Source organism: Pseudomonas sp. GNP014 (assembly GCF_054344005.1).
The window spans coordinates 2,654,502-2,680,261 of record NZ_JBTGUS010000001.1 but is presented as its reverse complement, the minus strand read 5'-3'; the positions used below and the strand labels follow the sequence as shown (position 1 = coordinate 2,680,261).

25 protein-coding genes and 1 pseudogene are annotated in these 25,760 nt (G+C 59.6%); 18 read left to right on the top strand and 8 right to left on the bottom strand.

Annotated features, from left to right (window positions below):
* The first annotated feature begins 99 nt into the window (after positions 1 to 99).
* Complete coding sequence (locus tag ACXX9E_RS11985) at positions 100 to 2,382, top strand: putative bifunctional diguanylate cyclase/phosphodiesterase (protein ID WP_458555462.1); 2,283 nt, start codon at positions 100 to 102, stop codon at positions 2,380 to 2,382.
* Here ACXX9E_RS11985 and ACXX9E_RS11980 read toward each other — a convergent pair.
* Entirely contained in the window at positions 2,273 to 3,166 is an 894-nt protein-coding gene (locus ACXX9E_RS11980; protein ID WP_458555461.1) for an NAD(P)-dependent oxidoreductase, read from the bottom strand. The two genes, ACXX9E_RS11985 and ACXX9E_RS11980, sit on opposite strands and share 110 nt — an antisense overlap.
* A gap of 198 nt (positions 3,167 to 3,364) precedes the next feature.
* Between ACXX9E_RS11980 and ACXX9E_RS11975 the strand changes: the two genes are divergently transcribed.
* A complete protein-coding gene (locus ACXX9E_RS11975) occupies positions 3,365 to 5,563 on the top strand; it encodes a hypothetical protein (RefSeq protein ID WP_123465306.1) in 2,199 nt (732 codons plus the stop codon).
* A gap of 318 nt (positions 5,564 to 5,881) precedes the next feature.
* On the opposite strand, the gene ACXX9E_RS11970 is transcribed toward ACXX9E_RS11975, so the two are convergent.
* Positions 5,882 to 6,187, bottom strand: a complete 306-nt coding sequence (locus ACXX9E_RS11970; protein WP_123465304.1) for a DUF2288 domain-containing protein — start codon at positions 6,185 to 6,187, stop codon at positions 5,882 to 5,884.
* A 352-nt stretch (positions 6,188 to 6,539) separates the two neighbouring features.
* Here ACXX9E_RS11970 and ACXX9E_RS11965 point away from each other — a divergent pair, with 352 nt between their 5' ends.
* The 9 genes from ACXX9E_RS11965 to ACXX9E_RS11925 all read left to right on the top strand — a co-directional run bounded on the left by ACXX9E_RS11965 (position 6,540) and on the right by ACXX9E_RS11925 (position 14,193).
* Complete coding sequence (locus ACXX9E_RS11965; RefSeq protein WP_123465302.1) at positions 6,540 to 7,667, top strand: branched-chain amino acid ABC transporter substrate-binding protein; 1,128 nt, start codon at positions 6,540 to 6,542, stop codon at positions 7,665 to 7,667.
* A gap of 230 nt (positions 7,668 to 7,897) precedes the next feature.
* Positions 7,898 to 8,821, top strand: coding sequence for a high-affinity branched-chain amino acid ABC transporter permease LivH (gene livH / locus ACXX9E_RS11960; protein ID WP_123465300.1), 924 nt, complete (start codon positions 7,898 to 7,900; stop codon positions 8,819 to 8,821).
* Positions 8,818 to 10,074, top strand: a complete 1,257-nt coding sequence (locus tag ACXX9E_RS11955; protein ID WP_123465298.1) for a high-affinity branched-chain amino acid ABC transporter permease LivM — start codon at positions 8,818 to 8,820, stop codon at positions 10,072 to 10,074. Before livH ends, ACXX9E_RS11955 begins: the two co-directional genes overlap by 4 nt.
* Positions 10,071 to 10,838 carry a high-affinity branched-chain amino acid ABC transporter ATP-binding protein LivG gene (gene livG / locus ACXX9E_RS11950; protein ID WP_123465296.1) on the top strand — a complete coding sequence of 256 codons (768 nt, stop codon included), beginning with the start codon at positions 10,071 to 10,073 and terminating at the stop codon, positions 10,836 to 10,838. The genes ACXX9E_RS11955 and livG overlap by 4 nt, the downstream gene beginning before the upstream one ends.
* Positions 10,839 to 11,540 (top strand): ABC transporter ATP-binding protein, encoded by a 702-nt coding sequence (locus ACXX9E_RS11945; protein ID WP_003222380.1) that lies wholly within the window; start codon positions 10,839 to 10,841, stop codon positions 11,538 to 11,540.
* A 206-nt stretch (positions 11,541 to 11,746) separates the two neighbouring features.
* Positions 11,747 to 12,052, top strand: coding sequence for a BufA1 family periplasmic bufferin-type metallophore (locus ACXX9E_RS11940; RefSeq protein ID WP_123465294.1), 306 nt, complete (start codon positions 11,747 to 11,749; stop codon positions 12,050 to 12,052).
* 25 nt (positions 12,053 to 12,077) lie between these two features.
* A complete protein-coding gene (gene bufB / locus ACXX9E_RS11935; protein WP_267800544.1) occupies positions 12,078 to 12,965 on the top strand; it encodes an MNIO family bufferin maturase in 888 nt (295 codons plus the stop codon).
* Complete coding sequence (locus ACXX9E_RS11930; RefSeq protein WP_222833522.1) at positions 12,962 to 13,720, top strand: HvfC/BufC N-terminal domain-containing protein; 759 nt, start codon at positions 12,962 to 12,964, stop codon at positions 13,718 to 13,720. The genes bufB and ACXX9E_RS11930 overlap by 4 nt, the downstream gene beginning before the upstream one ends.
* Entirely contained in the window at positions 13,717 to 14,193 is a 477-nt protein-coding gene (locus ACXX9E_RS11925) for a DoxX family protein (RefSeq protein ID WP_123465288.1), read from the top strand. Before ACXX9E_RS11930 ends, ACXX9E_RS11925 begins: the two co-directional genes overlap by 4 nt.
* Positions 14,194 to 14,223: 30 nt before the next feature.
* Here ACXX9E_RS11925 and ACXX9E_RS11920 read toward each other — a convergent pair whose 3' ends face one another.
* Positions 14,224 to 15,138 carry a LysR family transcriptional regulator gene (locus ACXX9E_RS11920; protein WP_458555460.1) on the bottom strand — a complete coding sequence of 305 codons (915 nt, stop codon included), beginning with the start codon at positions 15,136 to 15,138 and terminating at the stop codon, positions 14,224 to 14,226.
* Positions 15,139 to 15,242: 104 nt separating this feature from the next.
* Here ACXX9E_RS11920 and ACXX9E_RS11915 point away from each other — a divergent pair, with 104 nt between their 5' ends.
* The gene (locus tag ACXX9E_RS11915; protein ID WP_123465284.1) at positions 15,243 to 15,842 is read left to right on the top strand and encodes a short chain dehydrogenase; all 600 of its coding nucleotides are present in this window, start codon (positions 15,243 to 15,245) and stop codon (positions 15,840 to 15,842) included.
* Positions 15,843 to 15,845: 3 nt separating this feature from the next.
* Here the strand turns inward: ACXX9E_RS11915 and ACXX9E_RS11910 are convergent, their stop codons facing one another.
* Entirely contained in the window at positions 15,846 to 16,196 is a 351-nt protein-coding gene (locus ACXX9E_RS11910; RefSeq protein WP_458555459.1) for a hypothetical protein, read from the bottom strand.
* A 139-nt stretch (positions 16,197 to 16,335) separates the two neighbouring features.
* On the opposite strand from ACXX9E_RS11910, the gene ACXX9E_RS11905 reads away from it, so the two are divergent.
* Entirely contained in the window at positions 16,336 to 16,989 is a 654-nt protein-coding gene (locus tag ACXX9E_RS11905) for a COG3650 family protein (RefSeq protein WP_123465280.1), read from the top strand.
* A gap of 97 nt (positions 16,990 to 17,086) precedes the next feature.
* Positions 17,087 to 18,700 carry an NAD(P)/FAD-dependent oxidoreductase gene (locus ACXX9E_RS11900; protein WP_123465278.1) on the top strand — a complete coding sequence of 538 codons (1,614 nt, stop codon included), beginning with the start codon at positions 17,087 to 17,089 and terminating at the stop codon, positions 18,698 to 18,700.
* Positions 18,701 to 18,836: 136 nt separating this feature from the next.
* On the opposite strand, the gene ACXX9E_RS11895 is transcribed toward ACXX9E_RS11900, so the two are convergent.
* A complete protein-coding gene (locus ACXX9E_RS11895; protein WP_123465276.1) occupies positions 18,837 to 19,931 on the bottom strand; it encodes a PLP-dependent cysteine synthase family protein in 1,095 nt (364 codons plus the stop codon).
* 252 nt (positions 19,932 to 20,183) lie between these two features.
* On the opposite strand from ACXX9E_RS11895, the gene nhaA reads away from it, so the two are divergent.
* From nhaA to ACXX9E_RS11880, 3 genes and pseudogenes are all read left to right on the top strand, one after another.
* Positions 20,184 to 21,371 (top strand): Na+/H+ antiporter NhaA, encoded by a 1,188-nt coding sequence (gene nhaA, locus ACXX9E_RS11890; protein WP_123465274.1) that lies wholly within the window; start codon positions 20,184 to 20,186, stop codon positions 21,369 to 21,371.
* A 133-nt stretch (positions 21,372 to 21,504) separates the two neighbouring features.
* Positions 21,505 to 22,689 (top strand): annotated as a pseudogene (locus ACXX9E_RS11885) (colicin E3/pyocin S6 family cytotoxin).
* Entirely contained in the window at positions 22,686 to 22,910 is a 225-nt protein-coding gene (locus tag ACXX9E_RS11880; RefSeq protein ID WP_128615358.1) for a hypothetical protein, read from the top strand. Before ACXX9E_RS11885 ends, ACXX9E_RS11880 begins: the two are co-directional and overlap by 4 nt.
* A 155-nt stretch (positions 22,911 to 23,065) precedes the next feature.
* Here ACXX9E_RS11880 and ACXX9E_RS11875 read toward each other — a convergent pair whose 3' ends face one another.
* Positions 23,066 to 23,530, bottom strand: a complete 465-nt coding sequence (locus ACXX9E_RS11875; protein ID WP_007969461.1) for an outer membrane lipoprotein — start codon at positions 23,528 to 23,530, stop codon at positions 23,066 to 23,068.
* Positions 23,531 to 23,698: 168 nt separating this feature from the next.
* Between ACXX9E_RS11875 and ACXX9E_RS11870 the strand changes: the two genes are divergently transcribed.
* A complete protein-coding gene (locus tag ACXX9E_RS11870) occupies positions 23,699 to 23,935 on the top strand; it encodes a hypothetical protein (protein ID WP_458555458.1) in 237 nt (78 codons plus the stop codon).
* A 5-nt stretch (positions 23,936 to 23,940) separates the two neighbouring features.
* Here the strand turns inward: ACXX9E_RS11870 and pdxH are convergent, their stop codons facing one another.
* Both pdxH and ACXX9E_RS11860 read right to left on the bottom strand, forming a co-directional pair.
* Positions 23,941 to 24,588, bottom strand: a complete 648-nt coding sequence (gene pdxH, locus ACXX9E_RS11865) for a pyridoxamine 5'-phosphate oxidase (RefSeq protein ID WP_123465266.1) — start codon at positions 24,586 to 24,588, stop codon at positions 23,941 to 23,943.
* A 24-nt stretch (positions 24,589 to 24,612) separates the two neighbouring features.
* Complete coding sequence (locus tag ACXX9E_RS11860; RefSeq protein ID WP_123465264.1) at positions 24,613 to 25,734, bottom strand: OmpA family protein; 1,122 nt, start codon at positions 25,732 to 25,734, stop codon at positions 24,613 to 24,615.
* Positions 25,735 to 25,760 lie beyond the last annotated feature (26 nt).

Below are 25,760 nucleotides of genomic sequence, written 5' to 3'. Positions count from 1 at the left end.
TGTGCCACTACCGCTTGCACCCCGAAATCGGCCTCTATACTCCTGACATTCAGCTGCGTTCAACGCTTACTCGGGACGACTTCAGAGACGGGGCATGCTATGGAGTGGCTTGGTTTGCAGTTTGTTACCGAGCTGCCGGAGAGCGGGCAGGTCATCCTCGATTGCACACATAATCCCCTGCTGGTGCTGGTGGCCTATCTGGTCGCCAGCGCCGCGAGTTTTGCCACCCTCGACATGGCCGAGCGCGTCGTCCATGCCGAAGATCCACGCTCGCAACGCCTTTGGCGCTGGATCGGCGCGACGTGCCTGGCCGGCGGCATCTGGGCCATGCACTTCATCGGCATGCTGGCGTTTCAGGCACCGATCGAAATCCATTACGACCTGCCGATTACCCTGTTTTCCCTGCTGATCGCCCTGCTCGCCTCGTGGCTGGCCATGCACACGTTGAGCGATGCGCAGACCAGTCTGATGCGGTATCTGAAAACCGCCATCGTCATCGGTCTGGGCATTGCCGGCATGCATTACGTCGGCATGGCGGCGATGAAATCGAACGCCACCGCCTACTACCAACCGACGCTGTTCGTGTTGTCGATCGCCATCGCCATCGGCGCCAGTTTCGCCGCATTATGGGTCGCCGGTTATTTGCGTGAAGGCAGTGGCCTGTTCCATCAGATGCTCAGGTACAGCGCGGCACTGCTCCTCGGCGCCGGCATTTTCAGCATGCATTTCACCGCCATGGCGGCGCTGAATCTGGTCTTGCCCGAAAGCGGCCAGCCGATGCCGACAGCCCAAACCAACCATCTGCAGCTGGGCCTCACCGTCGCGCTGATTACCTTGCTGATCCTTGGCAGTGCGATCAGTGCGGCGCTGGCCGACAAGAAACTGCAGAACAAGGAAGAGGACCTGCGCCGGGTCAACGCCCTGCTCAGCCAGCTCGATCAGGCGCGCATGTCGCTGCAGCAAGCGGCCAACTACGATGCCCTGACCAACCTGATCAACCGTCGCGGTTTCAACCAGATCTTTGCCGAAAAGCTCTGCCAGAAAACCACTGAGGGCGGCATGCTTGCGGTGATGTTTCTCGACATCGACCACTTCAAACGGATCAACGACAGCCTCGGCCATGACGCCGGTGACGAACTGCTCAAGGTTATCGCCCAGCACATCAAAGGCTCGGTGCGCAGCCATGAAGACGTGGTCGCGCGTTTTGGCGGCGACGAGTTCTGCATCCTGATCGGCCTTCGTGATCGCGAAGAAGCCCGCAATATGGCCCAGCGCATCATGCTCAAGATGAAAGAGCCGATCGAACTGGCTGGACGCCGCATGGTGATGACCACCAGCATTGGCATCAGCCTGTTTCCGGAGGATGGCACCACCTGCGAGGAACTGCTCAAACACGCCGATCTGGCGTTGTATCAATCCAAGGGCGCCGGCCGCAACGGCCTGCATTTTTTCAGCTCCAACCTCAAGACCCGCGCCAGCTTCGAGCTGCAACTGGAAGAAGAACTGCGCCACGCCTTGCGCGAAGAAAACGGCCTGACCCTGTATTACCAACCGATCTTCGAACTGAAGACTGGCCGTGTCACCAAGCTCGAAGCGCTGATCCGCTGGCAGCATCCGCTGCACGGGTTGCTGACCCCGGATCGCTTTATCTCCATCGCTGAAAATAACGGCCTGATTGCCGAGCTGGATAATTGGGTGCTGCGCCGGGCCTGCAAGGACCTGGGTGAATTGTCGCGGCATGGCTGCGAAGAACTGAAAATTGCCTGGAACTGCTCACCACTCAACCTCACCCGGGAGGAACTGGCCAACGAAATCGAAAGCGCATTACGCAGCGCCGGGGTGGCGCCGGAACGGCTGGAACTGGAAGTCACCGAAAACGCACTGATGGGCAACATTGCCAACACCCTGGTATTGCTGAGGCAGATCCGCGCGCTTGGCGTCTCACTGTCGATTGACGACTTCGGCACCGGCTACTCCTCGCTGGCCTACCTCAAGCGCCTGCCGCTCAACACGCTGAAGATCGACCGCTCGTTCATCCTCGACATTCCCACGGCGACCGCCGACATGGAGATCGTCCAGGCGATCATTGTCATGGCGCACACCCTGCATTTACAGGTGGTGACCGAGGGTGTGGAAAGCCTGGAGCAGTACGAATTCCTTGAACGCTCGGGCTGCGATTTCATTCAGGGTTACCTGCTCAGCCGCCCGGTGCCGCTGGACGAATTACGTCCGGTGCTCGAGGAAATCAATCAACGCACGCCGCCCCACGCGGTCAATCCGCTGATTCTGGCGCGCGGTACATTTGCACCAGTGTCGCTGGATCCTGCGCCAAATAGCCTTGCGCCCCATGCAGGCGCATCAGTTGTGCGGCCAATCCGCTAATTGGCGTCGCCGAACCCTGTTCGCGGGAGAATTTGACGGCGGTATCGAGATCCTTGAGCAGCGTGCGCACGTGCCATTTGATCGGTTCGAAACGGCTTTCCGCCATTTGCGGGGCGAGGATCTGCAACGGTTTCGAATCGGCAAAACCGCCGGCCAGCGCTTCAGCGATCAGGCTCGCATCGACGCCCGCGTGTTCGGCGAGCGCCACCACTTCGGCAATCACCAGCGCGTTGCAGGCAACAATCATCTGGTTGCAGGCCTTGGTCACCTGCCCGGCACCGATGCCGCCCATGTGCGTAACCCGCTGACCGAGGTTGAGCAACACCGGGCGTACGCGCTGAAGATCGGCCGCAGCGCCACCGACCATGATCGCCAGGCTGCCCGCCTCGGCACCGACCACGCCGCCGGACACCGGTGAGTCCAGCCAGCTCATGCCGGTTTTCTCCATCAGCTCTGCCGCCATCTCGCGCGTGGCGGTCGGTTCAAGGCTGGAAAAGTCCACCAGCAACTGGCCTTTTTTTGCGCCTTCGGCGACACCCGCCGGGCCAAACACCACTGCGCGAACCACCGCCGTGTCCGCCAGACACAGCATCACCACGTCGGCGTGTTCGCACAGTTCAGCGGGGCTCGCTACCTGTCGCGCGCCGGCTTCAACCAGTGGCGCGCACTTGTCCGGGTTGCGATTCCACACGGTCAGCGGGTAACCCGCCGCCAACAGACGCCGGCACATGGGCAGCCCCATCAGACCGATTCCGGCGAACCCCAACGAAGGTAGCGTTGACATCACTTTGCCTCTTTTCAATTAAAGATCGCCGAATAATGGCCGATTCATCAACGATCAGGAAAGGATTCCCCCCAGCGAAAGTCAGGCCAGAAGCCTGACGCTCGGGCTCAATTCGCGCACAAAAGACGCGAGATCTTATTCCGTGAGGCCCGCTGACATCGGTCAGCGGGCCAAACCAGTCCAGGTATATGGCGCCCAATGACTTCTAAAAACAATCCTGCCACTGCGGTCTCCGATCTGACGTTGAGCCCCGCTGCCAACAGCCCGTCATCGTCAAAGCCAGCGGTCCCGTCGCGCCCGCTGTCGACCCAGCAATACCTGTACTTCACCGAAACCAACACCGACCGCATCCTCGACAACCTCGACGGCTTGCGCGACCTGGTGTTCCCGCGCCCACCGCACCTGGAAGGCGACAACGAACAGCATAACGACCAGGAATTCCCTTCGGTGTGCCTGATCGGCCTCGGTCGCTGCGGCTCGAACATTGCCCTCGACGTCGCGGAGCTGGTGTACAACGCGCGCAAGTTCTACCTCAACGAATTCAACAACGAAGACCGCGCGGCGGATCGGCGTCTGGCCGACAAGGGCTACAGCCCGGCCCAGTGGATCAAGCAGAACCTGCGGATCGGCCCGAACAAATCCACCAAACCGGTGTTCCTGGTAGAACCGTTGGTGATGCTCGGCGACCTCGACAAGGACATCGCCGGGCGCATCCGTTTTTCGCGCAAGGGCGAGAAAAGCGGCTTCCTGCGCGACTACAGCAAAATGAAAATCATGGACTTGTCCGAAGTCCACGCCGGTGGCGCCGGTAACGCGCCGATCCTCGGCCAGTACCTGGCGAAGATCATCCTCAACAAGGACACCCAGCGTTTCTCCAGCCCCGACTGGAAAATGATCCACTCGTACCTGATCGACAGCTGCGGCATCAAGGCCAACCAGTCGCGTCTGTATTTCTCGATTTTCAGCGCCGGCGGCGGTACCGGTTCGGGCATGGCTTCGGAGTTCGGCCTGGCCCAACAGCACTCGTACATGAACAAGACGTTCGACACCAAGCCAATGGACGAGCACGACGGCAAGAGCGGCCATTCGTTTGTGTTCGAGCCGATCTTTACCAGTGGCATCTGCGTGCTGCCGAACATTTCCGACCACCGCAGTGAAATGTCCGAGGCGCTGCACATCAACGCCGGACGCCTGCTGTGCAAATACCTGTCGGAAGAATGGGATTTCTCCTACAACTTCGCCAACGAAGACAGCAGCGAAGCCAGCGTCATGGGCCGTATCCGTCCATGGAACGCGATGATGCTGATCTCCAATGACATCATGCGTTACGCCGAAGAAAGCGATGACGGCAACATCCAGAACATTGATGTCAATGCGATGGAGAAGCACGCCAATCAGTACATCTCGCAGCAGATCTTCAACATTCTGACGGCGCAGGCGGTGACCACCGACTACGACCAGAACTACTTCCGTCGTGCCGGCATCGACATCGGCGAAACCATTCGCCTCGACGCCAACGACCTGTTCATGAGCCTGGCCGGCCCGGTGGCGATCGCCTACGCCGAATCGGTAGTGCCGGAAACCCCGCCGCCGAGCAGCGACAAGTTCAAGGTGTTCGACAAAGAGCCGCAGCGCCTGAACATCGACGACCTGTTCTTCCGCTCGATCGACCTGCCGCATTTCAACAAGGTCACCCAGGCGATCGAGGGCATCAGCCTGCTGCCGATCGAATCCAAGCGCTATCGTGCGTCGCTGGAGCAGTACAAGAATTCCGGCTACGACGCCGCCGCCCTGCACGACCTGCACTTCTTCAAGAACTGCTCGTCGGTGGTCTCGATTGTCTCGCTGCCCAAAGACTACAAACTGTCGTACATGGACCTGAACCGGTTGAAGACCCACCTCAACAGCCTGTTCCCCAACACCACGCTCAAGCGTTACGCGCTGGTGATCGGCGCCTCGGCCAACCTGTCGCTGACCACTCTGATCGCCAAGAGCCCGTGCCTGTCGGACGACTTCCTGACGTTGATCGTGGCGTTCATCAAGCGTTGCTTCGCGAAGAACCCGTACCGCTTCGACGAGACCCTCGACAACTCGATCCTCGACTTCATCATCCACGAGGATTTCGACGAAGACCGCATCGACGATCTGCTCAACGAGTTCGAAAACCCGGCGAAGATCCTCGACACCAACTGGTACGCGATCAAACCGATGTACGAGAAGAAGTACCGCGAGCTGATCAACGACAAGGACAAGTTTGTCTCGATCAATGACATTCGCCTGTCACGGGATTGCGTGAAGAAGTCGATCAAGTACCTGCGCGAGATCTACCGTCACCGGATCGGCAAGACCAAGGTTATTTCCCTCAATAACCATACGGGGAAGACTTACTCGGTCTGATCCAGAACCGAGTCGCCTCAATCGCTGGCAAGCCAGCTCCCAGAGGATTTGTAGTGTTCACAATAGTTGTGTTCACTCGGACCCTGTGGGAGCTGGCTTGCCAGCGATGAGGCCATGACAACAGCGCAAAAACTCACGCCTTCCAACATCCAGAAACAATTAAGCAGCCGTTAGGCTGCTTACTAAACTGTTCCCGTTACGTTTACGTCACCGTGATGCCACCCCCGCTTGTGGCATTTCTCTACGGCAACCTGCCATCACGCTACTCCACTACACACTTTTCCCCGGCGGCAACGCGCACCACCGAGGTGCACGCATTCAACTGCGCGCCCTTTCCTGGACCAGAATCCACGGCCGAACCACCACCGCCCACATCTCGGGATCGCGCTCGAAAATATCCAGCGCCCGCGTTTCAGACAGCTTGCCGACCTTGTCTTCGGCCAGCCAGGCAGCCACTTTCTCGCCATCGTCCGAGGCCACGGCCTCGGCGGCAGCGATCAAATCCAGGTCAGGGTCGACCCACAATAGGGCACCCTTGGCAAAGAACGGCTCCAACTCTTTCCAGGTAATAGATGCGGTTTCACCAAGCAGCTTGGCATAGAGGGTGCTAGGTTCTTGATTCATGGGAACTGTCCGGAAAAGAAATCGGCGCGAATGATAACGTCGGTGGTCCGCCAGAAAAACCCGGTTGCAAAGGGCTGCACCGAACGAAAAGAGCAGGAACGCCAGGGAATGCTGCTGATTGAGCTATATGCCCACGATCGCCCCGCCGCAATTCTGTCTTTTTCATTCAAAAATGCGACACCCTCAAGTTTTGCCCCTCGGCGCCCGCTTCCCAGGCTAACAACCGGCGCTCTACACTGTACCGGTACAGTTGCCGGGGGCATTTCCGGAGGGTATCGCAAAGATATCTGACCCGGTTCTGCTGCTACGGCGCCAGGACTCTAAAAAAATACAACAGTAAGAGTGGAGCACTATGACTAAGGCTACTAAGCAGATTTCCAAACTGTTTGCCGCTATGGTTCTGGCCGGGGTTGCCAGCCATTCGTTCGCAGCTGACACCATCAAAATCGGTATCGCCGGTCCAAAGACCGGTCCAGTAGCCCAATACGGCGACATGCAGTTCAGTGGCGCGAAAATGGCCATCGAGCAGATCAACGCCAAGGGCGGCGTCGACGGCAAGAAACTCGAAGCCGTTGAATACGATGACGCCTGCGATCCGAAACAAGCCGTAGCGGTCGCGAACAAGGTCGTCAACGACGGCATCAAGTTCGTGGTCGGTCACCTGTGCTCCAGCTCCACTCAACCGGCTTCGGACATCTACGAAGACGAAGGCGTGATCATGATCACCCCGGCTGCCACCAGCCCGGACATCACCGCCCGTGGTTACAAAATGGTCTTCCGTACTATCGGTCTGGACAGCGCCCAGGGCCCTGCCGCCGGTAACTACATTGCCGATCACGTGAAACCGAAAGTCGTTGCCGTCCTGCACGACAAACAGCAATACGGTGAAGGCATCGCCACCGCCGTTAAAGCTACCCTCGAGAAGAAAGGCGTGAAAGTCGCCGTGTTCGAAGGCGTCAACGCCGGCGACAAGGACTTCTCCTCGATCATCGCCAAACTCAAGCAAGCCAACGTCGACTTCGTTTACTACGGCGGCTACCACCCGGAGCTGGGTCTGATCCTGCGTCAATCCCAGGAAAAAGGCCTGAAAGCCAAGTTCATGGGTCCGGAAGGCGTGGGTAACGACTCCATTTCGCAGATCGCCAAAGACGCTTCCGAAGGTCTGCTGGTAACCCTGCCGAAATCCTTCGACCAGGATCCGGCCAACGTCGCCCTGGCAGATGCATTCAAGGCGAAGAAAGAAGACCCGAGCGGCCCGTTCGTGTTCCCTTCCTACTCGGCGGTTGAAGTGATTGCCGGCGGTATCACCGCAGCCAAATCCGAAGACACTGCCAAAGTGGCCGAAGCCATCCACGCCGGCACCTTCAAAACCCCGACTGGCGACCTGAGCTTCGACGCCAAGGGCGACCTGAAGGACTTCAAGTTTGTGGTTTACGAGTGGCACTTCGGCAAACCGAAAACTGAAGCTTCGCCTCAGTAAGGCGCGCCCTGACTGACTGCCAATAAAGCCCACGGCGTGCCGTGGGCTTTGTTTTACGAATGTATGGGCCGCGCTGGCGTGATCCGCCAGTCTCCCCACCTGAAAATCTCAAAACCGTCATCAGCGGTTCGCTGGCAAAACCCGGATTCGAAGTGGATACAGATCCACGGGGCCGGGCGGGAAAATGACTCCACCAGTGAAATGCGTATCAGGTTTTTAGGAGCGTTGTAATGCCTGACCTCTATCACTTCTTCCAGCAGCTGGTTAATGGTCTGACCATTGGCAGCACGTATGCCCTGATTGCCATCGGCTATACGATGGTTTACGGCATCATTGGAATGATCAACTTCGCCCACGGCGAGGTGTACATGATCGGCTCCTACGTGGCGTTCATCGCCATCGCCGGGCTGGCCATGATGGGAATCGACAACGTCCCGCTGTTGATGACCGCAGCTTTCATCGCGAGCATCGTCGTGACAAGTTCCTACGGTTACAGCATCGAACGGATCGCCTACCGCCCTCTGCGCGGCAGCAACCGTCTGATCCCGCTGATCTCCGCCATCGGTATGTCGATCTTCCTGCAGAACACGGTGCTGCTGGCGCAAGACTCCAAGGACAAATCCATCCCCAACCTGATCCCCGGCAACTTCTCCATCGGGCCAGGTGGCGCACATGAAGTGCTGATTTCCTACATGCAAATCGTGGTGTTCGTGGTGACCCTGGTCGCCATGCTCGGCCTGACGCTGTTCATCTCCCGTTCTCGCCTGGGTCGCGCCTGCCGCGCCTGCGCCGAAGACATCAAGATGGCCAACCTGCTGGGCATCAACACCAACAACATCATCGCCCTGACCTTCGTCATTGGTGCTGCGCTCGCGGCCATCGCGGCTGTGCTGCTGAGCATGCAATACGGTGTGATCAACCCGAACGCCGGTTTCCTCGTCGGCCTCAAAGCCTTCACCGCGGCAGTACTCGGCGGCATCGGCAGCATCCCCGGCGCCATGCTCGGCGGGTTGGTGCTTGGGGTGGCGGAAGCCTTTGGTGCCGATATCTTCGGCGACCAGTACAAGGACGTCGTGGCTTTCGGCTTGTTGGTTCTGGTGCTGTTGTTCCGTCCGACCGGCATTCTGGGCCGTCCGGAGGTTGAGAAAGTATGACTAGGAATCTTAAACAGGCACTGTTCAGTGCCTTGCTGGTGTGGGCCGTGGCCTACCCGGTACTCGGTCTGAAACTGACCATCGTCGGCATCAACCTCGAAGTGCATAACACCAGCCCGATGATTCTGGCGACCATCGCCATCTGCTCGGTGCTGATGTTCCTGCGGGTGCTGTTCAACCAGCAGATCAGCAAGGCGTGGAAATCCTCGCCAGGCTTGCCGCTGATCCCGGCCAAGGCGAGTAACTTCCTGACCCTGCCGACCACCCAACGCTACTTCATCATTGCGCTGATCATCGGCGCGCTGGTGTGGCCGTTCTTCGGTTCGCGTGGCGCGGTGGACATCGCCACGCTGATCCTGATCTACGTGATGCTCGGCCTCGGTCTGAACATCGTCGTGGGACTGGCCGGTCTGCTCGACCTCGGTTACGTCGGCTTCTACGCCGTCGGCGCCTACAGCTACGCGCTGCTGTCGCACTACTACGGCCTGAGCTTCTGGATCTGCCTGCCGATTGCCGGCCTGATGGCGGCGACGTTCGGCTTCCTGCTGGGCTTCCCGGTGTTGCGTCTGCGCGGTGACTATCTGGCGATCGTGACCCTCGGTTTCGGCGAGATCATCCGTCTGTTCCTGCGTAACCTGACCGATATCACGGGTGGCCCGAACGGCATCAGCAATATCGAGAAACCGACGTTCTTCGGCCTGACCTTCGAACGTAAGGCGGCGGAAGGCCTGCAGACGTTCCACGAGTACTTCGGCCTCGAATACAACTCGATCAACAAGGTGATTTTCCTCTACCTGGTTGCGTTGTTGCTGGCGCTGGCGGCGCTGTTCATCATCAACCGTCTGCTGCGCATGCCGATCGGCCGTGCGTGGGAAGCGCTGCGTGAAGATGAAATCGCTTGCCGTGCACTGGGTCTGAATCCAACCGTGATCAAGCTGTCGGCCTTCACCCTCGGTGCGAGCTTCGCCGGTTTCGCCGGCAGCTTCTTCGCCGCCCGTCAGGGTCTGGTAACCCCGGAATCGTTCACCTTCATCGAGTCGGCGATCATCCTCGCCATCGTCGTGCTGGGTGGCATGGGCTCACAACTGGGCGTGATTCTCGCGGCCGTGGTGATGATCCTGTTGCCGGAAATGATGCGTGAGTTCAGCGAGTACCGCATGTTGATGTTTGGTGCCCTGATGGTGTTGATGATGATCTGGCGTCCACAAGGTCTGCTGCCGATGCAACGCCCACACATGGAGTTGCGAAAATGAGCCGCGAGATTCTTAAAGTCGAAAACCTGAGCATGCGCTTCGGCGGCTTGCTGGCGGTCAATGGCGTGGCCCTGACCGTCAAGGAAAAACAGGTGGTTGCCTTGATCGGGCCGAACGGCGCGGGCAAGACCACCGTGTTCAACTGCCTGACCGGTTTCTATCAGCCTACCGGCGGCAGCATCCTTTTGGACGGCGAGCCGATTCAGGGCTTGCCGGGCCACAAGATCGCCCTCAAAGGCGTGGTGCGCACCTTCCAGAACGTGCGTTTGTTCAAGGAAATGACCGCGGTCGAGAACCTGTTGATCGCCCAGCACCGTCACTTGAACACCAACTTCCTGTCCGGCCTGTTCAAGACCCCGGCGTTTCGCAAGAGCGAGCGCGAGGCGATGGAGTTTGCCGAGTACTGGCTGGAAAAGGTCAACCTCAAAGAGTTCGCCAACCGTACCGCCGGAACCCTGGCCTACGGTCAGCAACGGCGTCTGGAAATCGCTCGCTGCATGATGACCCGTCCGCGGATCCTCATGCTCGACGAACCGGCGGCCGGTCTGAACCCGAAGGAAACCGAAGATCTCAAGGCGCTGATCAGCGTGTTGCGGGAAGAGCACAACGTCACCGTGCTGCTGATCGAACACGACATGAAACTGGTCATGAGCATTTCCGACCACATCGTCGTGATCAACCAGGGCACGCCTCTGGCCGACGGTACGCCGGAACAGATCCGCGATAATCCTGAAGTGATCAAAGCCTACCTGGGGGAAGCGTAAATGCTGCAGTTCGAAAACGTTTCCACCTTCTACGGCAAGATCCAGGCCCTGCACAGCGTCAACGTCGAAGTCCGCCAGGGCGAGATCGTGACCCTGATCGGCGCCAACGGGGCCGGCAAGTCCACGCTGCTGATGACGCTCTGCGGTTCACCGCAGGCGCACAGCGGCAGCATCCGCTACATGGGTGAGGAACTGGTCGGCCAGGATTCGTCGCAGATCATGCGCAAGAGCATCGCCGTGGTGCCGGAAGGTCGTCGGGTGTTCGCCCGTCTGACCGTTGAAGAAAACCTGTCCATGGGCGGCTTCTTCACCGACAAGGGCGACTATCAGGAGCAAATGGACAAGGTCCTCGGCCTGTTCCCGCGCCTGAAAGAACGCTTCAATCAGCGCGGCGGCACCATGTCCGGCGGCGAACAGCAGATGCTCGCCATCGGCCGGGCGCTGATGAGCAAGCCGAAACTGCTGCTGCTCGACGAGCCGTCGCTGGGCCTGGCGCCGATCATCATCCAGCAGATCTTCGACATCATCGAACAGCTGCGTAAGGACGGTGTGACGGTGTTCCTGGTCGAGCAGAACGCCAACCAGGCGCTGAAAATCGCCGACCGTGCCTATGTTCTGGAGAACGGCCGGGTGGTGATGCAAGGCACCGGTGAAGCGCTGCTGACCGACCCGAAAGTACGCGAGGCGTATCTGGGCGGTTGATGCTTTGCTCTGAACAAAGAAACGGCCTTCGGGCCGTTTTTTTGTGCCTGCTCGATCTTCAAATCCTCCAAAAATCCCTTGTAGGAGTTTTGCGTTTTTTCAAAAAGATTTTGAGTGAGCTGTAACGCAACGCCACCTCGTTTCTCTAGAGGGACAAGCAAGCGCACTTTGCTTGCAAAACCCAAGTTCAAATCTGGAGAAACATCATGACTGCTACCACCCGCACCCTGTCCGCCACCGCCCTGGTTCTGGCCCTCGGCTCGGCCCTCAGCATCGCCGCCGTATCGACCGTCCACGCCGCTGACGCTGACATGGAAAAATGCTTCGGCGTGGCCTTGAAAGGCAAAAACGATTGCGCCGCTGGTGCAGGCACCACCTGTGCCGGCACGTCGAAAATGGACTACCAGGCCAACGCCTGGAAACTGGTTCCGAAAGGCACCTGCGCCACCACCGAGAGCAAGACCTCGCCGACCGGCTTCGGTCAGATGGAAGCGTTCAAAGCCAAGTCCTGACCTGCGGCCTGCCTGAGTGACGATCATGTTCACCCTCGACGAACCTGTCCCACCCCGCACTCAGGCAGCCCTCTCCGGGCTCCCGCCCCGTGCCGGGCTGGGGCTCAAGACCGGGCACTTTCGTGAAGTGCTCGGCTCACTACCGGACCTCGGCTTCTTCGAAGTCCACGCCGAAAACTACATGGTGGACGGCGGTCCGTTTCATCATTTTCTCGGTTTGATCCGCGAACAGTATCCGCTGTCGCTGCACGGCGTCGGCCTGTCCATCGGTGCCGAAGGGCCACTGGACACAGAGCACCTCAAGCGTCTGGCCGGGCTGATCGAGCGTTATCAACCCCAATCCTTTTCCGAACACCTGGCCTGGTCGAGCCACGGCCCGGTGTTCCTCAATGACCTGCTGCCACTGGCCTACGATACGCCGACGCTGAACCGCGTCTGCGCGCATATCGACCAGGTGCAGAACACCCTCAAACGCCCGATGCTGCTGGAAAATCCGGCGACCTATCTGGCCTTCCAACACTCGACCCTCGACGAAGCCGACTTCATCAGTGAAGTCATCCGTCGCAGCGGCTGTGGCTTGCTGCTCGACGTCAACAACGTCTACGTCTCTTGCATCAACCATCAACGCGATCCGCAGGCCTACCTCAACGCGCTGCCACTGCACGCCGTCGGTGAGATTCATCTGGCCGGGTTTGCCGAAGATTGCGACAGCCTCGGTGACCGCTTGCTGATCGACGATCACGGAGCGCCGGTTGATCAAGTCGTTTGGACCTTGTACCGACAAGCGCTGGAGCGTATCGGCCCGGTAGCGACGCTGATCGAACGTGACAATCAGGTCCCGGCCTTCAATGTGCTGCTGGCCGAGGCACGGCAGGCCGACGAAATACTGCTCGGTGCGGGAGTCCGGTCATGAGTCATCAAGCGGCTTTTGCTGCCGCGCTACTCGACCCGCAATTGCCCTGCCCCGATGGGCTGTGCAGTGCCAACGGGGCCGATCCGGCCAGTCGGTTTTCGGTGTATCGCAACAATGTGCAGAGTTCGCTGATCAACGCGTTGGCGGACAGCTATCCGGTGGTGCAGCAATTGGTCGGCGAGGATTTTTTCCGCGCCATGGCCGCTGTTTTCGTACAACAACACCCACCAGAAACCCCGTTGATGAGTCGCTACGGCGAAGCGCTGCCAGCCTTCCTCGACGCATTCGAGCCGGCAGCGAGCGTGCCGTATCTGGCCGACGTCGCACGGCTCGAACGCCTGCGCACCCGCGCCTACCACGCCGCCGATGCACTGCCGGTGCGCCCGGAGCAGATCACCGCGGCACTCGCCGATCCGACTGCGCTGAGCGACCTGCGCTTCAAGCTTCATCCGTCGCTGCACTTGCTGGACTCGCACTACGCCGTGGTTGCGATCTGGGCTGCGCATCAGGGTGATGCGACGCTGACCGGTATCGACACCCGGCACGGGCAGCACGCCTTGGTGCTGCGCAACGGCCTCGACGTCGAGGTATTTGCCGTCGAACCCGGCGCCAGTGTGTTTCTGCGTCACCTGCTCAATGACCAACCGCTGTTGCTGTCCGCGCAAAACAGCCCGCCGTTCGACCTCAGCCACACCCTCGCGCTGTTGATTGCCAGCAACGCCATCGTCCACCTGAAAAACAAGGAATCGCCATGAACAACCTCATCACCCGCGCCATCGCCCTGCTGGAGAAAATCCCCCACAGCCTGATCGCCTTCATTGCGCGTTTCTCGATTGCGGCGGTGTTCTGGAAGTCCGGGCAGACCAAGGTCGAAGGGTTGGCCATTGACCTGATCGACGGCACGTTTCAATTCGGCTGGCCACGCCTGGCGGACTCGACCATTGCGCTGTTCAAAAGTGAATATCACGTGCCGTTGCTGTCGCCGGATGTCGCCGCGCACCTGGCCGCGTTTGCCGAACACTTCTTCCCGGTGCTGATCCTGGTCGGCTTCGCCACGCGGTTTTCGGCGCTGGCGCTGTTGGGTATGACCCTGACCATTCAACTGTTCGTGTATCCAGATGCCTATCCGACCCACGGCACCTGGGCGGCCGTGTTGCTGTACCTGATGACGACCGGGCCGGGCAAGCTGTCGATTGACCATCTGATCGCCCGCCACTTTTCGCGCTGAGCAGAATCCCACTGGAAATGAATTGCAAAGCTATTTCGGCAGGCGATCCAGCGCCTCGCCACTGCGCTTGAACCAGCTCATCAGATAGTCCGCCAGCACTTGCGTGCGTTTCGGCAGACCGCCCTGATAAGGGTGCACCAAGTACATCGGCATGCGTCGAGTCTGAAAATCGCGCAGGAGCCAGCGCAATCGCCCGTCAGCCAATTCCGCCTGCAACAGGTACGAAGGTAACCGGGCGATGCCCGCCCCGCTGAGTGCGGCCTTCTTGAGCAGGTTGTAATGGTTGCTGGCGAACGGTCCCGACACCCGCACCCGCTGCAATTCGTGTTGCTGGTGATACAACCATTCTTCGCGACCGCTGTAATGGCTGTTGAGCAGGCAACGATGATCGGCCAGCGCCTGAGGCGTCAGCGGTTCGCCGAACCGCTCGAGATAGGCGGGGCTCGCGCAGGTCATCTCCTGCCAGGCCAACAAGGGTTTCGCCACCAGTCGCTCGTCGTTGGCCACTTCACTGCGGATCGCCAGATCGAAGCCGTCGCGCGACAGGTCACGGTAGCTGTTGTTCAGTTCCAACTCGATCTGCACCTCGGGGTACTGCTGGGAAAACTCCAGCAGCAAGCCATCGAAGAAGGTTTCCCCCAGCGACACCGGCACTGTCATCCGCACCGGACCGGCCATGTCGTCTTTCAGCCGCGCCAAGGCCTGACGCGCTCGTTCGACCTGAACCACAAGCGCCTGGGCCTGCGGCAATAACGCTGCGCCCGCGGCAGTCAGGCTCAGGCGGCGCGTGGTGCGCTGCAGCAGCACCACGGAAAATCGCGCTTCCAGCTGACTGATGCGTTTGGACAGCTGCCCCTTGCTGCAACCCAATTGCTGCGCCGCCAAGGTAAAACTGCCGGCCTCGATCAACACCGCGAACGCCGCCAGATCATCCATTTCACTCATGGATTGTTTCCATTTGAAAACCAAAGGTTGCCCATTAGCGCGCTTATCCGTAGAAAAAACCACTCTAGACTGAAACCTCGTTCAATCACTTGAGGCACAGCACAATGAAAATCCTGTTGATCGGCGCCAGCGGCACCATCGGTTCAGCCGTGGACAAAGAACTGTCGCAACGCCACGAAGTCATTCGCATCGGTCGCACCAGCGCTGATCTGCAAGTCGATATCAGCGACAGTGCGTCGATCCGCCAGCTGTTCGAAAAAACCGGCAAATTCGACGCCCTGGTCTGCGCCGCCGGCAACGTGACGTTCGCCCCGCTGGGAGAGATGAACGAAGACAGTTTTGCCCTCGGCCTCAAGGACAAACTGATGGGCCAGGTCAACCTGCTGCTGATCGGCCGCGAGTTCGCCAATGACGGTGCGTCATTCACCTTCACCACCGGCGTACTCAGCCATGATCCGATTCGCAGCGGTGCGTCAGCGGCGCTGGTCAACGGTGCACTGGACAGTTTTGTGAAAGCGGCCGCCATCGAACTGCCTCGCGGTCTGCGGGTGAACTCGGTCAGCCCGACCGTACTGCTGGAGGCGATGGGCAGCTACGCCCCGTACTTCCGTGGCTACAAGCCGGTTCCCGCGGCGGACGTGGCGTTGGCCTACGCAAAAAGTGTCGAAGGCCTGCAGACCGGACAGACCTTTCACGTGGGTTGATTTTCACTTCTCGATCAAAGTCGGCAGCAGTTTTTTGGCCGCAGGACGCGACATCACGATCATCAGTTGCGCCCCCAGTTCCGAATGCACCGTCGCCGTTGAAATGTGCTGGCCGTTGATAGACAGGTTCAATGGCTGGCCCAGCGCCTTTCGACTGATCCTTCGAGCCCTGATGGTCGCCTCGGGAGACAGGGTCACGGAAAGCCGGACGTGATCCGGTTGGGCGCTTGGGTCATCCTTGAGCAGTATCTCCATCCGGGTGAAATCTGCCGCGGAGGAAAAATCAATATCGGCAGCCTGGCTGGTCCCACAGCCTGCGACTGCCAACAGCAGCAGTGCATGTTTCCATTGCATGGCGATCTCCTTGATCCATCAGACCCAACCGGCCCAAGACTATGTGATGCCCCTGTGCCCAATTCAATAGTGGCCAGACAAACCTTGTGATCGGCAGCCAGCCTCAGTAACGTGGCGGCACTTGTCTGGAGAGCCGAAGATGCGTGTTGCCCGTTCGTTGATCGTTATTGCCCTGCTGCCGTTGTTTGCCGGCTGCCAATTGCTGGATGGCCCGCGACAGAGTGCTTCCCACGTCGGGCAATCCCGGATGCAAGGGCAATTGACGGCGGCCGACGGCAAACTGGTGTTCCAGCCGTGTGGCGAACAGCGTCAGTACGCGGTCAACGACATCGGCGGCACCAGCGTGCTGCAAGAGGCCGCCACGCTTGCCGATCAACAGGGCAAGTTATTCGCCGATGTACGCGGCAAGATCGCCGGCGACCGTCTCGACCTGACCCAGTTGTACCGCGTCGAACGTTCCGGCACGGCGTGTGACGACCCGAATTTCAAACTGCTGATCCTGCGCGCCGCCGGCCATGGCCCGGAATGGAACGTCAAGGTCAGCGGCAAAGGCATGGTCATCGACCGCGCCGGACAGCCGCCGCTGGCCGTGCCTTATGTTGAAGAGCAACTGGGCGACGGCCGCTTCAACCTCAGCAGCGAAGCCAACAACCAGCGCATTGAGCTGTGGGTCGCACCACAACGTTGCGTCGACAGCAGCACCGGCAGCGTCCAGCACATGAGCGCCGAGTTGCGCATCGACGGCCAGGTCGAGCGCGGCTGCGGGTATTTCGGCGGATCGCGCAACGACTGAGCGTTTTAGCCTCACCGGATCCGGCCTTTGCGGCTTATAATCGCGGCCTTCAAACGCCTTGGCGCAGTTGTGCGCCCCGCGAACCCGGATCCCCGCCATGTTACGAATCACTGAACTCAAGCTGCCAATCGACCATCCTGAAGAAGACCTGCGCGCCGCCATCGTGCAACGCCTGGGCATCGCCAGCGATGATTTGCTCGATTTCACCTTGTTCAAGCGCAGCTACGATGCGCGCAAAAAGTCCTCCGAACTGTGCTTCATCTACACCATCGACCTCAACGTACGCGATGAGGCCAAGGTGTTGGGCAAGTTCGCCGACGACCGAAACGTCAACGTGGCGCCGGATGTCAGCTACAAATTCGTCGGCCAGGCGCCGAGCGACCTGAGCCAGCGCCCGATCGTCGTCGGTTTCGGCCCGTGCGGGATCTTCGCCGGCCTGCTGCTGGCACAGATGGGCTTCAAGCCGATCATCCTCGAACGCGGCACCGAAGTGCGCCAGCGCACCAAGGACACCTGGGGCCTGTGGCGCAAAAGCGTGCTCAACCCCGAGTCCAACGTGCAATTCGGCGAAGGCGGTGCGGGCACGTTCTCCGACGGCAAGCTGTACAGCCAGATCAAGGACCCGAAGTTCCTTGGCCGTAAAGTCCTGCACGAGTTCGTCAAGGCCGGCGCGCCGGAAGAAATCCTCTACGTCAGCAAGCCGCACATCGGTACGTTCCGCCTGACTGGCATGGTCGAGACCATGCGTGAAGAGATCCGCGCGCTGGGCGGCGAAGTACGCTTCCAGGAGCGCGTCAGCGACGTGCTGATCGAAGACGGCCAACTGGTCGGCGTGCAATTGGCGAGCGGCGAAACCCTGCACTCCAGACATGTGATTCTGGCTCTGGGCCACAGCGCCCGTGACACCTTCCGCATGTTGCACAGCCGTGGCGTGTTCATGGAAGCCAAGCCGTTCTCGGTGGGTTTCCGCATCGAACACCCGCAATCGCTGATCGACCGTGCACGACTGGGCAAGTACGCCGGCCATCCGAAACTCGGAGCCGCCGACTACAAACTGGTGCATCACGCCAAAAACGGCCGTTCGGTCTACAGCTTCTGCATGTGCCCGGGCGGCACCGTGGTCGCGGCGACTTCCGAGCCAAACCGGGTGGTCACCAACGGCATGAGCCAGTATTCGCGTAACGAGCGTAACGCCAACTCCGGGATCGTCGTCGGCATCACCCCGGAAGTCGATTATCCGGGCGGCCCGCTGGCGGGGATCGAGTTGCAGGAGCGCCTGGAATCCCATGCGTTCATCCTCGGCGGCAGCGATTACAAGGCCCCGGCGCAATTGGTCGGCGACTTCATCAACGGCACGCCTTCGACCGAACTGGGCGAAGTCGAGCCGTCGTACAAACCCGGCGTAGCGCTGGGTGATCTGGCGTTGGCCTTGCCGGAATTCGCCATCGAAGCGATCCGCGAAGCCCTGCCGGCGTTCGAGAAACAGATTCGCGGTTATTCGTTGCACGACGCCGTGTTGACCGGGATCGAAACCCGTACCTCGTCGCCGCTGCGCATCACGCGTAACGAGTCGTTGCAGAGCATGAACGTCAAGGGCCTGTTCCCGGCCGGCGAAGGTGCGGGTTATGCCGGCGGGATTCTGTCGGCAGGCGTGGACGGGATTCGGATTGCCGAGGCTGTAGCACGCGACATTCTCGGCCTCGAAGCCTGATCAGCATTAGCTGACCCAACACAAAACCCTGTGGCAGCGAGCTTGCTCGCGAAAGCGGTATTTCAGACAACGATGATGTTGAATGAGGTGACGCCGTCGCGAGCAGGCTCGCTCCCACATTGGTCTCTGCTCTTGATCAGATGTTTGCACGCAGGACAGAGTCAGGCAGCGGCTCCCCCCGCTCGGCACTCGCCGCCACCGCTTCGACCAACCCACTCAACTCATACCCCTGCGCCTTGAGCCAGTCCTGGTCGTAATAGGTGTCAGCGTAACGCTCACCGCCATCGCACAAAATCGCCACGATCGACCCCGACTCCCCCGCCGCTTTCATCTGCTGCGCCGCCATCAATGCGCCAATCAGATTGGTGCCGCTCGACCCGCCGACATGCCGCCCCAGACGCTGCGCCAGATAATGCATGGCCGCCAGCGACAAGGCGTCCGGCACCTTGACCATCGCATCGATTACCTTGGGCAGAAACGACGCTTCCACCCGAGGCCGGCCAATTCCTTCAATCCGTGAGCCGCAATCCAGACGCAGGCTGGCGTCGCCAGTCTGGTAGTAATCAAAGAACACCGAACGCTCGGCGTCGGCGCACAACACGCGAGTGCAGTGCTGGCGATAGCGCACATAGCGGCCGAGGGTCGCAGTGGTGCCGCCGGTGCCGGGGCTGGAAATCAGCCAGCTCGGTTCCGGGTGTTTCTCGTAGCGCATCTGCTGGAAGATCGATTCGGCGATGTTGTTGTTCGCCCGCCAGTCCGTGGCGCGCTCGGCATAAGTGAATTGATCGATGAAGTGGCCGCCATGCTCGCGCGCCAGACGTTCGGACTCGGCGTAGATCTGCGTCGGATCCTTCACCAGATGGCTCTGGCCACCGTAGAAGGCAATTTGCGCGATCTTCTCCTTGGAGGTGGTCGCCGGCATCACCGCAATGAACGGCAAACCGAGCATCCGCGCGAAATACGCCTCGGAAATCGCCGTCGAACCGCTGGACGCCTCGATCACCGGCGCGCCGGGTTTGAGCCAGCCGTTACACAAGGCGTAGAGAAACAGCGACCGGGCCAGGCGATGCTTGAGGCTGCCGGTCGGATGGCTGGATTCATCCTTGAAATACAGCTCGATGCCCGCAAAACCCGGCAGTGGCAAGGGGATCAGGTGGGTGTCGGCGCTGCGCTGGAAGTCCGCCTCGATGATGCGGATGGCTTCGCGGGCCCACTGTCGGTTGTCGCTCATGGTGAGGGTTCTCGTTGAATCGGGCAGAAAATCGACCTCCTTTTGAAGGCTCGTCCATCAGCTTAGGAAAAAACCCGAATCGCGCACAGATACAGCTGAGTCTCAATATGTCAGGCAACTGCTAGGCTCAGCGTGGCCTCGGGAAAGCTGCGTTGTAACGCCATATAACAAAAAAGAATATAACTTTTGTTTTAACAACTAACAGTACGGGTTAGGGTGTTCCACCTTTTGACCTTTCGATGGAGAGCGACCTTGCCTCTGCGTAGCACTTTCACGCGTTTCTTTCAGTTGGAAGCTGCCAGCGGTCTGTTATTGATCGCCGCGGCCATCCTGGCTCTGATTATCAACAACTCGCCACTGTCGTGGCTGTACACCGGCCTGCTCGACACTCCGGTGGTGGCGCAGATCGGAGCGTTGAAAATCGCTAAACCCCTGCTGCTGTGGATCAACGACGGCTTGATGGCGATGTTCTTCCTGCTGATCGGCCTGGAAGTGAAGCGCGAGGTGCTCGACGGCCAGTTGTCCAAGCCTTCGCAGATCGTCCTGCCCGGCGCGGCAGCCATCGGCGGCATGCTGATACCGGCGCTGATCTACTGGTTTCTCAACCGCGACAACCCGCCCGCGCTGAGCGGCTGGGCGATCCCGACCGCGACCGATATTGCCTTCGCCCTCGGCGTGCTGGCCCTGCTGGGCAAGCGGGTGCCAGTGTCGCTGAAACTGTTTCTGATGACCCTGGCGATCATAGATGACCTGGGCGCCATCGTGATCATTGCGATCTTCTACTCCGGCGAACTCTCGACCCTGTCGCTGGGCCTGGCGGCGGCGTGCATCGCGGCGCTGGTGGCGATGAATCGGTTGGGTGTAGTCAAACTCGGGCCGTACATGATCATCGGTTTGATCCTGTGGGTCTGTGTACTCAAAAGCGGCGTCCATGCGACGCTGGCCGGTGTGACACTGGCGTTCTGCATCCCCCTGCGCACGAAAAATGCCGAACCGTCGCCGTTGCTGACCCTCGAGCATGCGCTGCATCCGTGGGTGGCCTACGGCATCCTGCCGCTGTTCGCCTTCGCCAACGCCGGCCTGTCGCTGAGCGGCGTCACTGTCGAAAGCTTCACCCACCATGTGCCAATGGGCATCGCGATTGGCCTGTTGTTGGGCAAGACTGTCGGTGTGTTCGGCCTGACCTGGCTGGCCGTGAAAGCCGGCATCGCTGCCCTGCCCCAAGGAGCGAATTGGGGCCAGGTGCTGGGCGTGGCGATCCTGTGCGGCATCGGCTTCACCATGAGCCTGTTCGTCGGCTCGCTGGCCTTTGAACCGGGCGTAAGCGATTACGCCGGAATGGACCGAATGGGCATTCTGACCGGTTCGATTCTGGCGGCGTTGATCGGTTATGCGGTGACGGCGGCGGCGAGCAAAAAGAACACCGCGCTGCCTTCCTGATACGCCATGGATCGCCGTAGCGAACAATCGCCACGTCTTTAGAGACGCGTCCTACAGCCACGATTTTCCTGCTTCGTTAACGTTGCGCAGCCCTTTGCGAAGGGCTGTCGACGGATGAACGAAAGGACGATCAGTGGCTGGCAACAAGGACATTCCCCGGGTTTCCAACCCACCGCAAGGCGACGGGCATCACGTCACCTACCGCTACATGACGGCCACTGAACTGGCCGAGCGCGACGCCAGACAAAACGCTTACGACGCCATGCTGGCGCGGCAGGAGGCTTTCGAGCGCAGCCGTGAAGTTGCGGCCAAAAAAGCCGAGCCCGTGCGTGCCGGTTGCGTATTTGCCAAGTCCTGCAAATTGCCGGATGCGATTATCGATTACTCGAGTCCTTCGGGGATGGTGCCGACCGACAGCCTGAAGGATTACGGCGATCTGATCCTGCTGGGCGCTCGCGAGGCTGATGAAAACGGCGCAGTTCCTCTCAAGAAAATCGGCGCAACGGCCATCCCGGCAGGCTTCGGCAGTTTTGCGTTGACGGGTTCAGCTTTCAAAGCACTGCCCACAGTTATATCCACCGCAGTGATCACGCCATTGGTGACCCTGGTGGCGCTGTTCATACCCTCGAGCCTTGGTGACAGCGCGCTCTATACCGACGAGCAACTGCGTGGACTTGAACAGGCGCGAACGCGTGTTCGGTTGAGAGTCGAACAGCAGGCCGACGGCAGCCTGAAGGGCTACGGCTTCTACACCGGCAAGAATCGCGATTGGGAAATGGTTGATGTCGTGTAGTTCAAGTTGCGTGGCAGCCAGTTCATTGCTGACTTGGGTGAAGGCGTAGAGCTGATCTGGACGCCTGCTGTGGATGGCTCGGACATCCTCGGTATTCCCGCGCTGGAGGCTGCACCGCAGGCACCGCACATCTGGGTTTATCCGCCGACGAAAGCGGCGGACGGGATTCTGGTTAATCCGGTTTATCCGCCGGAGTACAGGGATTTTATTCTGGTTTTTCCGGTGAATTCGGGAGTCAGGCCGGTCTATGTTGTAGCGAGCATTTCGCATGGAAACTACTATCAAAAGCCTGAAAACTTGCCGGCTTATCCCGATGCCCGATGGGCTACGCCAAAAACGCCAATAAAAGGTGGCGGGGGATTACGCCCACGCTGGAAAGACAGAGACGGCGTAATTTATGAATGGGATTTTCGACATGGAGCGATTGAAAAATATACAAAACGTGGAAAACATTTGGGGGAGTTTAACCACGAAACAGGCGAGCAAACGAAACCGGCAGATCCCACCAGAAGGATAGAACCATGAAACATCAGGTCATGGGAGTAAAGAGAGGAGAAGATTTCCCCCTCTTTCAGCAACCCCTTTCCATCGCTACATCAGATCTGAAGATAGTTATGGGCTGGGAGAATGAGGAAGAATTCCAGCATGACTATAGGCTGACAGAGCAACAGATTATTGAAATTGAAAAATCATGCGCGATCACTCTTCCTCGAGATCTTGACCTTTATCTATCCACTCAGATCTGAGTAGCCGCGCTGTGAACTCTTCGAAGCCTAAGTTTCCCGAAAGGCTGGGAGTTCTTTGTGGGCACCTGTGCTGATTACTGAACTACCGAATTGAAAGCAAAAAACAAAACCCCGACCAGTCACCTGATCGGGGTTTTCTTTACCCTACATTCCGCTTAGTGCGAAACGCGGCTGGTCCCGCCAACGGTGGAGATGCGCACGCGCTCGCCAACACGGAACACTTCATTCTCCTGAACCTGCTGCACATAGGCACGCATGCTGCCGTCGTCTTCACGCACGGTGATTTCCACGCCCTGGGTACGGGTCAGACCTTCTTCAGTGGCCGAACCGATCAGACCACCCGCCACCGCACCGATGACCGCAGCCACGATGCTGCCTTTACCGCCGCCGATCGCGCTGCCGCCGACACCGCCGACCACTGCGCCTGCAGCGCCGCCGATCGGGGTCTTGGTGCCTTCGATTTTCACCGGACGCAAGGATTCGATGGTCCCCATGCGAATCGTCTGTACACGACGCGCTTCGTCACGGGAGTAGGAGTCACCGGTCAGGCTCGATTGGCAGCCGGTAAGCAACATCGCCATCGTGGAAAAGGAAGCAACCAGCAGAACAGACTTACGCATAGCATCAACTCCAAAGGAACATATATTCATTAAACTCCGCTGCTTGACGCCTGTCACGGCACAGCCCGGATAAATTGGCTTTCATTCAGGCGCGGTACAGACGCCTGCAAGGTTTTCCAACAGTAGCGCCAAATTACCGATTCTGCGCCACCGACACCAAGGATTTTCATGGATTACTTCATCATTTTCGTCACCACCGTTGCGGGACTGTACTTCCATTGGTGGCTTTACGTGCGCATCAAACGCTGGATGGATCGCGACCTGGCACTGTCGCTGGCGGGCGAGGATGAAGGTAAACGCGTCTTCATGCTTGAACGGTTGGCGGACGCGCAGGCGCAAAATATCAAGCGCAAGGATCTGCCGCAGTGGCTGGAGGCCGCTGCGGCAAGCTATTGCGCTCGGTAGACTGCCTAGGGTGCCAGACGTTCAAGAATCCAGTCGGCGCCCTGCAGGCGGTAGTTGAGGCGATCGTGCAGGCGGCTCGAACGCCCCTGCCAGAACTCGATGCGCTCGGGCAGCAGGCGGTAGCCGCCCCAATGTTCCGGGCAATGCGGCTGGGTGTCGCTGAAGCGCTGTTCGGTGGCCTTGAGCAACTCTTCCAGCTCACCCCGGCCGTTGATCACCCGGCTCTGCGGTGAAGCCCAGGCCCCGAGGCGGCTGCCCAGTGGACGCACCTGAAAATACGCATCGGACTCCTCAGGCGTGACTTTCACCACCCGCCCTTCAATGCGCACCTGACGCTCAAGGGTTGGCCAGAAGAACGTCATGGCGGCGAACGGATTGGCCGCCAGATGCTGGCCCTTGGCGCTGTCGTAGTTGGTGAAAAAGGTGAACCCCTGCTCGTCCAGGCCCTTGAGCAGCAGAATGCGGCAATGCGGTCGTCCGTGCGTATCGACCGTGGCCAGGGTCATGGCGTTGGCCTCCACGGGCGCCTGTTCGGTTTTCACCGCGTCGGCAAACCATTGGTGAAACAACGCAAACGGCTCGTTCGGGGCTTGCGCCTCGGTCAAGCCATCCCGGGTGTAATCACGACGCATATCTGCCAGAGCCTGGGTCATGGCGCATTCCTTTTCGTTAGCGGATCACTGCTTGGAAGTATCGGTGGCGGCGACTTTCTTGTCAGTGGTCGCCGCTTTGGCTGGAGCGGTTTTCTTGGCAGGCGTTTTCGCCGGAGCCTTGGCCGCTGCTTTTTTCGCCGGAGCCTTGGCGGCGGCTTTCTTCGCTGGCGCCTTTTTGGTTGCAGGTACGGCGGCTTTGGAAGCGGCCGGCGCCGGTGTTACCGGCTTGGCTACAGGCTTGACGTCCTGGGCGGCAATCATCGTGGTCGGTGCCGGTGCCGGCATGTTGTATTTGCTTAGCAGGGCAACCATGGTGTTCTGCGGGGTCACCAGCAATTCGACGCGACGGTTCAGGGCACGGCCTTCGGCGCTGTCGTTGGCGGCACGCGGGGCATCGCCGCCCATGCCGCGCAGCATCAGGCGATCACGCTGCAAACCGCTCAGACGGAAGATCGCCGCCACGGACTGGGCGCGCTCCTGGCTGAGTTTGACGTTGGCCGGCGCGGCGCCGGTGTTGTCGCTGTGACCGAGCACCAGTACCGCGGTTTTCGGGTCAGCTTCGAGAATTTTCGCAACATTGGTGAACGGGCTGAGTGTCACCGGCAGCAACATGGCCGGACGCTTCGGGTTGAACGAGCCCTCCACCGGCGCGATCACCACCAGCACGTTGTCACGGCGCTCGAGTTGCAGATTGCTGTCCTTGATTGCCGCACGCAGGCGTGGCTCGTAGTCATCCAGCCAGGCCTGGGTGACTTTCGGGTCAGGCATCGGCACTACTTTGGCAGTGGACTGATCCTTGCCGCCGAACGGCCACCACCACTTGCTGCCGGTGTCGGCATCGGTCTTGGCCACTGCAACCGGGGTTTTGGCTGCAGGTTTTACTTCAGGTTTCACCTCAGCCTTGGCCGCTGCATCATCGGAGCTGCCGAACGGCCAGTACCAGTGGCTGCTGCTTTCAGTCTTGGCCACCGGTGCAGTGGCGGCAGGTTTCAGCGGGGCTGGAGCAGGTGCTGGCTCTTTGGCTGCGACTTTGTCGGAAGAGCCGAACGGCCACCAACTGCCGCCGTCTGCATCGTTTTTCGGAGTCTGTGCACAACCGGTCATTGCAACGCACAGGGCCAGGGCGAGGGTCTTTTTAGATGACATTGAAAGTCCACAAAATGAAGTAAGGA